13 protein-coding genes are annotated in these 12444 nt (G+C 40.1%); 11 read left to right on the top strand and 2 right to left on the bottom strand.

Annotated elements, in window-relative coordinates; translation table 11 throughout:
- The first annotated feature begins 54 nt into the window (after positions 1–54).
- From dhaK to H541_RS12740, 4 genes are read left to right on the top strand one after another with little or no spacing between them, the layout of a single operon-like run.
- Positions 55–1044, top strand: coding sequence for a dihydroxyacetone kinase subunit DhaK (gene dhaK / locus H541_RS0103195; RefSeq protein WP_022795905.1), 990 nt, complete (start codon positions 55–57; stop codon positions 1042–1044).
- A 12-nt stretch (positions 1045–1056) separates the two neighbouring features.
- On the top strand, positions 1057–1641 hold the full coding sequence (gene dhaL, locus H541_RS0103190) for a dihydroxyacetone kinase subunit DhaL (protein ID WP_022795904.1): 585 nt from the start codon (positions 1057–1059) through the stop codon (positions 1639–1641).
- On the top strand, positions 1634–2014 hold the full coding sequence (gene dhaM, locus H541_RS0103185; protein ID WP_022795903.1) for a dihydroxyacetone kinase phosphoryl donor subunit DhaM: 381 nt from the start codon (positions 1634–1636) through the stop codon (positions 2012–2014). Before dhaL ends, dhaM begins: the two co-directional genes overlap by 8 nt.
- Positions 2015–2021: 7 nt before the next feature.
- The gene (locus H541_RS12740) at positions 2022–2765 is read left to right on the top strand and encodes a class I SAM-dependent methyltransferase (RefSeq protein WP_022795902.1); all 744 of its coding nucleotides are present in this window, start codon (positions 2022–2024) and stop codon (positions 2763–2765) included.
- 172 nt (positions 2766–2937) lie between these two features.
- Here H541_RS12740 and H541_RS0103175 read toward each other — a convergent pair whose 3' ends face one another.
- The gene (locus H541_RS0103175; protein WP_022795901.1) at positions 2938–3846 is read right to left on the bottom strand and encodes a DMT family transporter; all 909 of its coding nucleotides are present in this window, start codon (positions 3844–3846) and stop codon (positions 2938–2940) included.
- Positions 3847–4006: 160 nt separating this feature from the next.
- On the opposite strand from H541_RS0103175, the gene tsaB reads away from it, so the two are divergent.
- From tsaB to tsaD, 3 genes are read left to right on the top strand one after another with little or no spacing between them, the layout of a single operon-like run.
- Positions 4007–4726 carry a tRNA (adenosine(37)-N6)-threonylcarbamoyltransferase complex dimerization subunit type 1 TsaB gene (gene tsaB / locus H541_RS0103170; protein ID WP_022795900.1) on the top strand — a complete coding sequence of 240 codons (720 nt, stop codon included), beginning with the start codon at positions 4007–4009 and terminating at the stop codon, positions 4724–4726.
- Positions 4686–5768 (top strand): ribosomal protein S18-alanine N-acetyltransferase, encoded by a 1083-nt coding sequence (rimI, locus tag H541_RS12735; protein WP_022795899.1) that lies wholly within the window; start codon positions 4686–4688, stop codon positions 5766–5768. Before tsaB ends, rimI begins: the two co-directional genes overlap by 41 nt.
- Positions 5746–6765, top strand: a complete 1020-nt coding sequence (tsaD, locus tag H541_RS0103160) for a tRNA (adenosine(37)-N6)-threonylcarbamoyltransferase complex transferase subunit TsaD (protein ID WP_022795898.1) — start codon at positions 5746–5748, stop codon at positions 6763–6765. The genes rimI and tsaD overlap by 23 nt, the downstream gene beginning before the upstream one ends.
- Positions 6766–6837: 72 nt before the next feature.
- On the opposite strand, the gene H541_RS0103155 is transcribed toward tsaD, so the two are convergent.
- Entirely contained in the window at positions 6838–8787 is a 1950-nt protein-coding gene (locus tag H541_RS0103155; protein ID WP_022795897.1) for an ABC-F family ATP-binding cassette domain-containing protein, read from the bottom strand.
- 240 nt (positions 8788–9027) lie between these two features.
- On the opposite strand from H541_RS0103155, the gene H541_RS0103150 reads away from it, so the two are divergent.
- From H541_RS0103150 to H541_RS0103135, 4 genes are all read left to right on the top strand, one after another.
- Positions 9028–9696 carry a redox-sensing transcriptional repressor Rex gene (locus tag H541_RS0103150; RefSeq protein WP_026501579.1) on the top strand — a complete coding sequence of 223 codons (669 nt, stop codon included), beginning with the start codon at positions 9028–9030 and terminating at the stop codon, positions 9694–9696.
- Positions 9697–9971: 275 nt separating this feature from the next.
- Positions 9972–10235 carry a co-chaperone GroES gene (locus tag H541_RS0103145; protein WP_026501578.1) on the top strand — a complete coding sequence of 88 codons (264 nt, stop codon included), beginning with the start codon at positions 9972–9974 and terminating at the stop codon, positions 10233–10235.
- 59 nt (positions 10236–10294) lie between these two features.
- On the top strand, positions 10295–11923 hold the full coding sequence (gene groL, locus H541_RS0103140; protein ID WP_022795894.1) for a chaperonin GroEL: 1629 nt from the start codon (positions 10295–10297) through the stop codon (positions 11921–11923).
- A 266-nt stretch (positions 11924–12189) separates the two neighbouring features.
- Positions 12190–12444 (top strand): helix-turn-helix domain-containing protein (locus H541_RS0103135; protein ID WP_022795893.1); only part of this gene is annotated, 255 nt, incomplete at its 3' end.

Here is a 12444-nt window from a genome sequence, read left to right as displayed (position 1 = left end):
AGTTACCGATTGTTGATAGAATTTCTATAATTAAACCAAGGAGGATATTGATCAATGAAGAAAATCATGAATGATCCAAGTCAGATTGTAGATGAAATGGTAGCGGGTTTTGTGAAGACCCATGATGACTTAGTAGAGTTGATACCAGATACATTTGCAGTCAAAAGAAAAAATCAGCCTGATGGGAAAGTAGCGTTAGTCAGCGGTGGCGGTAGTGGTCATGAACCGACTCACGCAGGTTTTGTTGGGCAAGGTATGCTAAGCGCTGCAGTTTTTGGACAAGTCTTTACATCACCAACGCCAGACCAAATTGAAGCGGCTATTAAGGGGGTCGATCGTGGCGCCGGAACGTTATTGATCATCAAAAATTATTCTGGTGACGTCATGAATTTTGAAATGGCTCAAGAAATCGCTGAAATGGATGATATCAAAGTTGAAAAAGTCATTGTTGATGATGATATCGCAGTTGAAGACAGTACGTATACACAAGGAAAACGTGGTGTAGCTGGAACAGTATTAGTGCATAAAATCTTAGGTGCTGCGGCTGATCAAGGGACATCATTAGATGACTTAAAAGACCTTGGCGAAAAAGTCATCAATAATACTAAAACAATAGGAGTGGCATTAACTGGCGCTACTGTACCAGAAGTTGGGAAGCCAGGCTTTACCTTGCCAGAAGATGAAATCGAATATGGGGTTGGTATCCACGGCGAACCTGGTTATAAACGCGAAAAATTAAAAACATCAAAAGAAATGGTCCATGAATTATTGGGCAAATTAAAGAAAGCCTTTGACCTCAAATCTGGTGAAAAATATGGTGTGCTCGTCAACGGTATGGGTGGAACGCCATTAATGGAGCAATACGTCTTTATGAACGATGTATTGAATGAGTTAGAGAGTTTAGGAGTGACAGTTGGGTTCAAGAAAGTGGGTAACTATATGACCTCACTTGAAATGCAAGGTGTTAGCTTGACCTTGATCAAATTAGTAGATGATAAGTGGATTGATTATCTTGAATATCCTGTTGTGACACCAGCTTGGTAGGGAGGACTAAAAATGTTTACATTAGAAAATAGCAAAAAATGGTTAGAATTATTCAAAGAGACAATTGATGAAAAGCATAGTTACTTGAGTGAGCTTGATACACCTATCGGTGATGGAGATCATGGGAATAACATGAAGCGTGGAGTAACTGGTGTTGCTGAAGCCATCGAAAAACGCAAGCCAGAAACAGTTGCAGATCTTTTCAAAGTAACGGCGATTGCACTGACCAGTAAAGTTGGTGGGGCTAGTGGACCTCTTTATGGGACAGCTTTTCTTGAGATGGCAAAGCAAAAAGACTTCAATGACGTCTGTAGTGTATTAAAAGCAGGACTTGAGGGCATCCAAAAAAGAGGAAAAGCTGAACCAGGCCAAAAGACGATGGTCGATTTGTGGCATCCAGCTCTAGGACTTCTAAAAGAAGGGAAATTAACTCCTGAGAAAGTGGATGAATTAGTGGAAAATACCAAAGATATGAAGGCAACCAAGGGAAGAGCTTCTTATGTTGGCGAACGGTCGATCGGACATATCGATCCAGGTGCGATGTCAAGTGGCTATCTCTTCAAAGCATTAATAAAGGCAGGTATATTAGATGAGTGATCAAAAATTAGGAATCGTTATCGTGTCCCATGTCAACCATTTAGCTGAAGGGTTAGAAACTTTAGTTAAGGCTGTTGCAAAAGATGTTCCTATTACTGTAGCAGGTGGATTGGAAGATGGTTCAGTAGGTACTAGCCTCGAAAAAATTGAAGCTGCTATCAAAGACAATGCAGCAGATGAACTATTAGCATTCTATGATCTTGGTAGTGCAAAGATGAATTTAGAGATGGCCTTAGAGATGTCTGACAAAAAGATTCATCTATATGACGCTTCATTTGTTGAGGGAACTTACACTGCTGCTGCGCTCCTCCAAGCAAGAACAGGTCTAGATGCGGTAGAGGCACAGTTGAAACCGTTGATTGTTAAGGAATAATTGCTCGATGGATGAAAGGGAAAGTCCTGGTAGAGTCTATGAGGAGTCAATTTATCCAATGATGGACGACGTGTTTGTCGACCCAACAGTTAGCAAATTAGCAGAACTTTCTTTCGGCAAAGATGTCTTGGAACTAGGCGTTGGGACAGGTAGAATTGCACTTCCTTTAGCAAATAAAGGGTACAGGGTCACGGGTGTTGATCATGACTCTGAACTATTGGCGTGGCTAAAAGAAAAAGATGACAAGCATTTAGTGACGTCATTTCTATCAGATATGGTCACAATCAGATTAGACCAACAATTTGATCTAATCTATAGTATTATGAATACTTTTGCGTTCTTGGAGTCTATTGAACGGCAAAAACGGTGTTTAGTTACAATCCAGAAGCATTTAAAACCTAAGGGTCGTGTGGTCATCGAAATGCCTCTTCCAACTTTTGCTAGGAGAAAAGCAAATCAACCAATCATAACATCAGTCTTTGAGTCCTCAACAGAATATTTGGGGTTTGATCGCTATCAGAGGAAAGAGCAACGAATTGAATCCTTCCAATTTGCCTTTCAACTGTCCCGTGAGTATTTTGAGGTCGTTGAGAGTGACCATAAGACACTTCATTACTTATGGCCAAAACAACTCGAAAAAATGGCGGAAGCAGTAGGCCTAACTCCAATAACTGTATTGAAAAATTGGGAAGGAAGCCCAATAGACGAGACGGCTAATAGTTTTATTATGATTATGGAGAATAAGAAATAGGACGCCGGCCTTATCACCCGACGTCCTATTTTTTATTCTTATTTTAGTTATTTGTGTTTATTTTCCTTATTTCCACTAAATCTTGTTAAATCCTAATTCTTGTTTCCGCTATATTTTGTTAATTTTGTACGCTTATTAAATCTTTGTTCTTATTCTATTCAGAATACAACACTCAACCGTCATAGAAACCTAGCATCGCGATTGCCACCATGATAACGGCAATCACACTATACTGTGCTCTGGTGAGTTTTTCTTTTAAAACGATACGTCCTAAAAGAACAGATACGATGGCATAAGAGGCAATCATCGGTGGTACGATGATTGCATTGCTAGCCATGGCAGGAACGTAAAAGAATTGTCCGATAGTTTCAAATAGGGCAGCTAGGAATTTATCTTTTTCCTTAGGAATCTCAAACCGTTGTTTTTTAATCAGGGATAAGTAGATGAAAATCACGATAGCGACAATCAAGAAAGTAAGTTCGTAAGAGATCAAGGCAGAGTCTTCGGATAAGATTGGGTCATTTTCATTCAAGTAGACGCCATCTAAAAACGTGCCTAAAGAATCGATCAAGGCATATAAAAGAGGGAAAATAAGAGCAAGTGCTCCCAAGCGATAATGCCGTTCTTCAGGTGACTGTTTGAGATCGGATTCTTCAGTAGCGTATCTATTTTCTAAGAAAGATAGAGAAACGACTCCAACTGTGATCATGATAACTGCAATGAATTGAATGCTATTCATCCGTTGACCCATGATGAAGAAGGCTAACACTGCTGCTATTGCCCCTGAAGTATTCGATAGTGGTGACGATAGAGACACTTCCAAGTAACGCAGTCCGACATAGCCAATGACCATCGATAAGATGTACATCGAGGAAACAGGGAGATAAATGATTAGGTCCATAGGGTCATATGAATCAACAACAAATAATAACATGTAAATAGCTTGGACACCCATCACTAAACCAACTGCTATCGCAATTTTAAGATGACTATGGCGGTCATTCGGGGCAGAGCCTTTCTTATAAAATAAATCAGCAGTCCCCCAACATAATAAACATAGTAGTGCAGAAGTAAACCACATTTTTTTCAACTCCATTCTGGTATAGTTTGCTAGTCGTACACAGTTTACTAGCTGTAACTTTAACATTCTAGCACATTCAATCACTGTCGGGAGATATAAAATCACTTTTGTGAGTAAATTATGCTAAAATGAACGCATACTTGATAAAGGAGTTTTCATAATGGGGACACAAGGGTTAGCAATCGAGACTTCAGGAAAAACGATGAGTGTGGCACTATATGGAGACGAGGGTTTTCCAGTAGCAACTGTCACAGTGACCTCACGGTTACAACATTCTAGGCAATTGATGCCTGCAATTGTCCAATTGATGAGGTTGGCAGGGTGGCAACCAAAAGATTTGACAGAGGTTGCGATAGCAGAGGGACCGGGCTCCTATACGGGCGTTCGAATCGGTGGGACAACCGCTAAAGTGTTGGGAGAGACATTGAATCTCCCCTTACGAGCTGTCTCAAGTTTGCAGGTATTGGCAAAAAATGTTTCTTCAGATTTTGATGGAGTGATCATCCCTTACATCGATGCTAGAAGAAAAGCAGTTTTTTCAGGAGCCTACCGCTATGAGAACAATAGCCTTCTACCGGTATTGAACGATTGCTACGTTGCTTGTGACGAATGGATTAGTAGCGTTAAAGAAGCCGTACATGATGAACAGCTTTTATTTATTGGTGATAATCAAGACTTATTTAAGGGGCAACCCCATCTCAGTCCAACAGATAGCCTACCAAATGCTGTTAAATTAGCGGAACTAGCGCAACAGGTAGTACCAATTGCTCCTAAAGATTTTGAACCTCACTATCTGAAACGGGTCGAAGCAGAAGAAAACTGGTTAAAAGAGCATCCCGATGAGAAAACGAGTGCTGATGATTATGTGGCATACATTTAAGGAAAAAGTCTATCAACTGAAAAGGATCATTGAAGATAAGGTGGAAGAAGTGGGAAGTCCGGTGACGCTTGACCAGTACCCTTATTTTGAAGAGCGGCTACAGTATAAGGATCAAGAAGTCCTAATTCGGAGGATAAAGCCATCTGATATCAAAACGTTAGTCGCCATAGAAACATTAGCGTATGAAGGAAAAGGGCCTTGGGGGATAACTGGATTTAACTATGATACCAAACGGGCGAATACTTGTTATTATCTACTTGAAAACCGCTCACGACAAGCAATTGGTTACGTGGGAGTGCGGTTAGACAATGACGAAGCTCACCTGACCCAAATTGCAGTTATCCCTGACCAACAAGGCAAGCAATGGAGTTTGCTCTTGATGAACCGTGCTATCCAACATGCCCTTGATCATGGTGCTAAGCGAATGGTCCTTGAATGTCGTGTTGGAAATGTCAAGGCTCATAAGTTGTACATGAGTTACGGCTTTAAACTGACACACATTATCCCAAACTACTACCGTGCAACAAAAGAAGCAGCCTTTTTTATGATTAGATATTTTAAACAACCTACCCAACAACTAAAACAATTGGTTCAAACTGTTCCAAGCGATAGACTCTACCAGATTATGACGCTTAGTTTTGAAAGGGCGCCATGGTCGTTAAAGGATATCGCATCAAACAGGCGCCTTGCAACTAGTTATTATTTTGGATGGTATGTGGACGATAACTTGGTAGGATGGGCTGGTTTTCAAGTGCTTCCAAAAGAGGCTGAATTACTAATGATTGTGGTATTACCGGATTATCAACAAACAGGGATTGGAAAAAACTTACTGCAAGAGAGTTTAAAACGTCTTGTAGCTCACGGTATTGTTAAAGTGACTCTAGAAGTTAGAAAAGAGAATCAAAAAGCAAAAAAATTATATGATAGAACGGGTTTTGTTGTGGCAGGGATTAGAGAAAACTATTATAGTAAACCTGATGACGATGCTCTTATCATGGTCAAGGAGTTTAAAGAAGAAAATGACACGAATATTAGCCATTGAGACAAGTTGCGATGAAACAAGCGCTGCCATCGTCGATGATGGAACACTTATCAAAAGCAATATAGTGGCGAGTCAAATCGCTTCTCATAAACGGTTTGGAGGCGTGGTCCCTGAGGTGGCAAGTCGCCATCATATTAATAGCATCAATCCTGTAATCGATCTAGCACTTGAGGAAGGCGATTCTAGCTGGGATGACATCGATGCTATTGCTGTGACGGCAGGACCGGGTTTAGTTGGGGCCTTGCTGATTGGTATTACTGCTGCTAAGACACTTGCATTTGCACATCAAAAACCGCTGATTGCTGTCAATCACATGGCGGGGCATATTTACGCCAATAATGCGATTAAGCCACTAGAGTTCCCGCTGATGGCCCTTATTGTTAGTGGCGGACATACCCAACTGGTTCATATGACGGATCATTTACAGTTTGAAGTGATTGGCGATACGAGAGATGATGCAGTAGGAGAAGCCTACGATAAAATTGGACGCGTGTTAGGATTGCCTTACCCAGGTGGTAAGAAAATGGATGAATTAGCAGCTGTTGGACAGGATGTTTTTGATTTTCCTCGTGCTATGATCAAAGAAGATAATTTCGATTTTTCGTTCAGTGGTCTGAAAAGTTCCGTTATCAATCGCATCCATAATGCTAAGCAAAAGCAGGAAGAACTAGATCCGGCTGATGTCGCGGCAAGTTTCCAAGCCGCTGCTGTATCGGTTCTTGTGACAAAAACGGTCAAAGCTTTGGAAGAATATCCCTCTAAACAGTTGATACTTGCGGGTGGGGTTGCGGCCAATAAAGGCTTGAGATCAGCCTTAAAGCAAGCAGTGACTCAGCTAACAAAACCAGTAGAGTTGTTGATTCCACCTTTTGAACTGTGTGGAGACAACGCAGCGATGATTGGATTAGCCGCTTATTATTACTATCAAAAAGGACTAGTAACCTCTCTTGACTTAAATGCTTATCCTGGTTGGGATATAGATCTTCCTTTAGGCTGATGTCGTTCGGTTTTTTTCTAAAAGTGTCGATTAAATGCTAATCTAGAATTACAAAGAAAAAAAGAAGAGAGGCTATTGCCACTCTTCAAGTTCCATTCCAATAGTAGTCCACTCTTCTTCGAGTTGGGCTTCTTTTTTGTCTAGGGTAGAAAGGTCTGCTTGCAATGATTTCATTTTTTCAGCGTCTGTGTAGGTGTCAGGATTCTCAAGGTCTAAGTGGATTGCTGTCTTCTCAGTCTGTATGGCCTCTAAGGCCTCTTCCACACTAGCAAGTCTTCGTTTCAGTTGTCGCTCAGCCCGTGCTTTCTTCTTTTGGTCTTGAAAATCTTGTTCGTTTGTCGTTAAGGTGGTGTCGGAAATAGGGTTGTTCTTTGCCTTCTCTTCTTCCAATAACTCTGCAATAGCTTTTTCTTCTGCCTTTTTCTCTTGGTAATAATCGAAATCACCTGGGTATAATCGCGAGCTAGTCCCATCTAATTCTAGGATACTAGTGGCTATCTGATTGATGAAGAAACGGTCATGCGACACAAATAGGAGCGTGCCGTCAAATGATTGTAAGGCATCTTCAAGAACTTCTTTACTATCTATATCCAAGTGGTTTGTTGGTTCATCTAGTAAAAGGGTATTGTCATGATCTAAAGCTAGCTTTGCTAAAGAGACACGAGCACGTTCGCCACCGCTGAGCTGACCAATTGTCTTTAAGACATCCTCGCCGCTGAACAAGAAACTCCCTAATAACGTTCGAATAGCTTCTTCAGGAAGTGTAGGATGGCCGTCCCATAATTCCGCTAAAATCGTTTTTTTCGCCGTCAAACTTTGTTGCTGTTGATCATAATATCCGAACGATACCTTTGTTCCTACTCGAATTTCTCCATATATCGGTGGTATTTTGCCAAGTATCGTTTTTAATAAAGTCGATTTTCCAATACCATTAGGGCCGACAATGGCAATAGCTTCTTGTCTTGTTAATTCGAGTTCGATGTCTGTAGCAAGTGGATGATCGTAGCCAATACTTAAGTCTTGTAAAGACAACACATCTTTGCCACTATCCTCTATAGTGCTAAATTGAAGATGCATGTCACGTTTGTTTTGCTTGGGTCTTTCAAGGCGGTCCATTTTTTCAAGTTGTTTCCGGCGGCTTTGGGCTCTTTTTGTGGTGCTGGCTCTGACGATATTTTTAGCTACGAAGTCCTCAAGTTTTGCTATTTCTTTTTGCTGCTTATCAAAAGCCTTGAGACGGGTCTCATAGCGTGTCACTCTTTCTTTGAGATAAAAAGAGTAATTCCCATTATAAAACTCTAAGTGATTTGGCGATAATTCATAGATTTTTGTACAGATCTTATCCAGAAAATATTGGTCATGGCTCACAACAATCAGAGTGGTTCTACGGGTAATCAAGTAGTTCTCTAACCATGCTAATGTTTCAATATCCAAGTGGTTCGTCGGTTCGTCTAGAATTAAGATATCAGGTTTTTGAAGGAGTAATTTAGCAAGTGCAAGCCTAGTCTGTTGTCCCCCAGATAAGGTGGTGATTGACCTGTCATAGTCCTCTTGAAAAAATCTGAAGCCGTTCAAGACGATTTTGATCTCGGCTTCATAGTTATAAGCATCTGTTAAGTCAATTTGCTGTTGCAAGGAGTCTAGTTCCATTAGCAATTCTTGGTAGAGAGCTTCATCTACCATAGTACTTGATGAAGCAATTTTTTGGGCAGTACGATCATGTGCTGCTAAAAGACCACGCTCTTTATCAAAACATGACAGCATTTCATCCCAAATTGTGCGATGGCTTTTTTGCAGGGCATATTGGTCGAGATAGCCAACTTGTTTATCTCTAGCTAAACTGACTTGACCCGCATCCGGTTTCTCGATTCCGGCCAATATTTTTAAAATGGTAGACTTTCCAGTTCCGTTTCGCCCTAATAGACCAACACGATCGTGCGTCTGAATCTGGAGGGAAATGTCTTCAAACAGAAGCTCGGCTCCAAAATTTCGGGCAATTTTTGCTGCTTGTAGTTCAATCATTAAAATGATCTCCTTTGTGACAATAAGTAGTTGTTGAAAATAATAATGAAAACGTTATTTGCTCAACAATGTTCAGGTGAGCAATCTTTTTGTAAGAATGCGCGTTATTTATAAACTTTTGTGAAAAAACAAGTTTTAAGATTGTTTATTATCAAGGCTTTTTTGGTATAATGAATTTCGAACAACAATAGAATTGTGAATTATTCCAATTGTGAAAGATATTATAAAGGAGATAAATTGATGAAACAACCTCAAATTCCAAAGGCAACTGCGAAGCGATTGCCGATTTACCACCGATATTTACGGTTTTTGCATGATGCAGGTAAAGATAGAGTGTCTTCAAGTGAATTAAGTGAAGCAGTAAAAGTAGACAGTGCAACAATCAGACGTGACTTTTCTTATTTTGGTGCTTTAGGAAAGCGTGGATATGGTTATGATGTCTTGAGTCTACTAGACTTTTTTGGTAAGACATTGACACAAGATAGATTAACAAACGTCGCATTGATCGGTGTGGGTCATCTGGGTCATGCCTTATTGAACTTCAATTTCTCAAAGAGTAATAGTGTTAGGATCAGCGCAGCTTTCGATATCGATGATGAGAAAGTCGGCCGTATTTTACGTGGCGTGCCAATCTACGGGATGGATGAGCTTAAAGAACAATTAGAGCAACAACAGATCGAAGTTGCTATATTAACTGTACCGCAAGAAGTGGCACAAGATATGGCTGATAAATTGATCGACAGCGGTATTAAGGGAATTCTTAATTTTACACCAATCAGATTAGCCGTTCCGAAAGGAATTCATGTTCAAAACGTGGATTTAACGAATGAACTCCAAACATTGATCTATTTCTTGAATTCAAATAATAGCCTTCATCAAGATAACCCTTCTTCTGATGATGCTCAATAAAATCACTCATAAAAGCACTCAATGATTAAAATTTAATAGTAAAATCTAGATGAGTTGGAGCTGCGACAAAACCTTTGTCACAGCTCCTTCTTTCTTATATAGTAGCACATAGTGGCCTATCTGGAAACAGAGTGGCTGAATTGAAAAAGATTCGTAAAATCGTTATCGTTCTACTTGCATCATTGGTCAAAATTGGTTACTATTATTCTTGGAGTTAGCAATCGATGGTTTTGAGTGCTAACTTAATGAAACGAAATTTATTTGGAGGCGACATCATGTTAAAACCATTAAATAATCGTGCCGTTTTAAAGGCGGTCGAAGAAGAAAAGACTGTTGGAGGATTTGTATTGCCAACATCAGCAAAAGAAAAATCTAATATTGGAGAAGTTGTTGCAATCAGCGACAAGCAAGAAGAAGAGGTAGATGTCAAAGTAGGCGATAAAGTTATCTATGAAACTTATGCAGCTACTGAAGTATCTGATAAGGGCGAAGATTTCCTTGTCATCAAAACGAAAGACATTATTGCAGTCGTAGAATAAAGCGGTAGACGTCATCCGAAATAGGATTGTCATCGAATCAGTTAAAAGGAGAGAACAACATGGTTAAAGATATTAAATTTTCTGAAGACGCACGTGCGAAAATGTTGCGTGGTGTTGATGCATTAGCTAATACAGTTAAAGTAACATTAGGGCCAAAAGGTCGTAACGTTGTACTTGAAAAATCTTACGGATCACCATTGATCACAAACGATGGGGTAACAATTGCGAAGGAGATTGAGCTAGAAGACCACTTTGAGAATATGGGGGCTAAGTTAGTCAGTGAAGTAGCCTCAAAAACGAATGATATTGCTGGTGATGGTACAACAACTGCTACTGTCTTAACCCAAGCTATTGTCCGTGAAGGTTTAAAGAATGTCACAGCTGGTGCTAATCCAGTAGGTATCCGTCGTGGTATTGAAACTGCTACTAAAGCAGCTGTTGAAGCATTGAAAAAAGCTTCCAAGAAAGTAGATTCTAAAGAATCCATCGCTCAAGTAGCAGCTGTTTCATCTGGTAGTGAAGAAATCGGTAAATTGATTGCCGAAGCAATGGAAAAAGTGGGTAACGATGGTGTTATCACGATTGAAGAATCAAAGGGTATCGAAACAGAATTGGATGTTGTAGAAGGGATGCAATTCGACCGTGGTTACTTGTCACAATACATGGTGACAGATAACGAAAAAATGGTAGCAGACCTTGATAATCCTTATATTTTAATTACAGATAAGAAAATTTCTAACATTCAAGAAGTTTTACCATTATTAGAAAGTATCTTACAACAAGGACGTCCACTATTGATCATTGCCGATGATGTTGATGGTGAAGCTTTACCAACATTGGTATTGAACAAATTACGTGGAACATTCAACGTTGTAGCAGTTAAGGCTCCTGGTTTTGGTGATCGTCGTAAAGCTATGCTAGAAGATATCGCTATCTTAACTGGTGCTACAGTTATTACAGAGGACTTAGGACTTGAGTTGAAGGAAGCTAAAATCGAACAACTTGGTTCTGCAAGTAAAGTAACAGTAACGAAGGATTCAACAACAATCGTTGAAGGATCTGGCGATAAAGAAGCTATCAAACAACGTGTTGCTCAAATCCGTGCGCAATCAGATGCTTCTACGTCTGAGTTTGATCGTGAAAAATTGCAAGAACGTTTGGCTAAGTTAGCTGGCGGTGTGGCAGTCGTTAAAGTAGGTGCTGCAACTGAAACAGAATTGAAAGAACGTAAACTTCGTATCGAAGATGCATTGAACTCGACACGTGCGGCTGTTGAAGAAGGTATTGTTGCCGGTGGTGGTTCAGAATTGATTGATGCGCAAAAGGCTGTATTAGCACTTGACTTACCAGGTGATGAAGGGACAGGTGCTCAAATCGTAGCACGTGCCTTAGAAGAACCTGTACGTCAAATCGTAATCAACGCAGGTAAAGAAGCTTCAGTGATTGTCAATGAATTGAAGAATAAACCACAAGGTGTTGGTTATAATGCTGCCACTGATGAAATTGTAGATATGATCAAAGCAGGGATTGTTAATCCAACTAAGGTTACACGTTCTGCTTTACAAAATGCTGCAAGTGTTTCTGGGTTGATTCTAACTACAGAAGCTGTAGTAGCTGACCATCCAGAAGAAAACAAGGGTGGCCCCGCTGCTCCAGGAATGGACCCAAGCATGGCAGGCATGATGTAAGACTAGCCTACTAGTTAATAAGTAAATACGGTTAATAGGTGAACCCTATGGAAGGATGTGATTTAAACAAATCACATCCTTTTTCAACCTTTGAGATATGACCTAGGACAAAGCTAGCTTATGGGATTAGTTGAAATATGGCGTTCAAGGATTAGAGTCGTCAGAAATGTGTAAGGTTACAATACATGTGTTACATGAAAATAAAAAAATAGAGGAAGCTTCTGCTATACTGTAATTACCACACCACAGAAAGGAAAGCTTCCCCTATGAAGAATATTATAACAGAAGAAATGCGATACAGAAAGAAAGTCGTTGATTATGCGGTTAAACATGATAATAATGCCAAGGCTGCACGCAAATATCACACAAATCGGATGCAAGTCAAACGTTGGAGAGACAACTATGATGGGACATGGGATAGTTTAAGAAATAAGAGTACAAAGCCCCACTCACATCCCAATCAACACACTGAAGAAGAGTTAAATATCATGAAAAAGACCTACCAACGGTATGGCCATGAG

Source organism: Bavariicoccus seileri WCC 4188, from assembly GCF_000421665.1.
Classification (GTDB): domain Bacteria; phylum Bacillota; class Bacilli; order Lactobacillales; family Aerococcaceae; genus Bavariicoccus; species Bavariicoccus seileri.
The sequence above is the reverse complement of the archived record's forward strand: the minus strand, read 5'-3'. Positions and strand labels throughout refer to the sequence as shown.

Bases quoted from the DNA above. Each gene is read 5' to 3' on its own strand.
- dhaK (WP_022795905.1), top strand. From the start codon at position 55: ATGAAGAAAATCATGAATGATCCAAGTCAGATTGTAGATGAAATGGTA.
- dhaL (WP_022795904.1), top strand. From the start codon at position 1,057: ATGTTTACATTAGAAAATAGCAAAAAATGGTTAGAATTATTCAAAGAG.
- dhaM (WP_022795903.1), top strand. From the start codon at position 1,634: ATGAGTGATCAAAAATTAGGAATCGTTATCGTGTCCCATGTCAACCAT.
- H541_RS12740 (WP_022795902.1), top strand. From the start codon at position 2,022: ATGGATGAAAGGGAAAGTCCTGGTAGAGTCTATGAGGAGTCAATTTAT.
- H541_RS0103175 (WP_022795901.1), bottom strand. From the start codon at position 3,846: ATGTGGTTTACTTCTGCACTACTATGTTTATTATGTTGGGGGACTGCT.
- tsaB (WP_022795900.1), top strand. From the start codon at position 4,007: ATGGGGACACAAGGGTTAGCAATCGAGACTTCAGGAAAAACGATGAGT.
- rimI (WP_022795899.1), top strand. From the start codon at position 4,686: ATGAGAAAACGAGTGCTGATGATTATGTGGCATACATTTAAGGAAAAA.
- tsaD (WP_022795898.1), top strand. From the start codon at position 5,746: ATGACACGAATATTAGCCATTGAGACAAGTTGCGATGAAACAAGCGCT.
- H541_RS0103155 (WP_022795897.1), bottom strand. From the start codon at position 8,787: ATGATTGAACTACAAGCAGCAAAAATTGCCCGAAATTTTGGAGCCGAG.
- H541_RS0103150 (WP_026501579.1), top strand. From the start codon at position 9,028: ATGAAACAACCTCAAATTCCAAAGGCAACTGCGAAGCGATTGCCGATT.
- H541_RS0103145 (WP_026501578.1), top strand. From the start codon at position 9,972: ATGTTAAAACCATTAAATAATCGTGCCGTTTTAAAGGCGGTCGAAGAA.
- groL (WP_022795894.1), top strand. From the start codon at position 10,295: ATGGTTAAAGATATTAAATTTTCTGAAGACGCACGTGCGAAAATGTTG.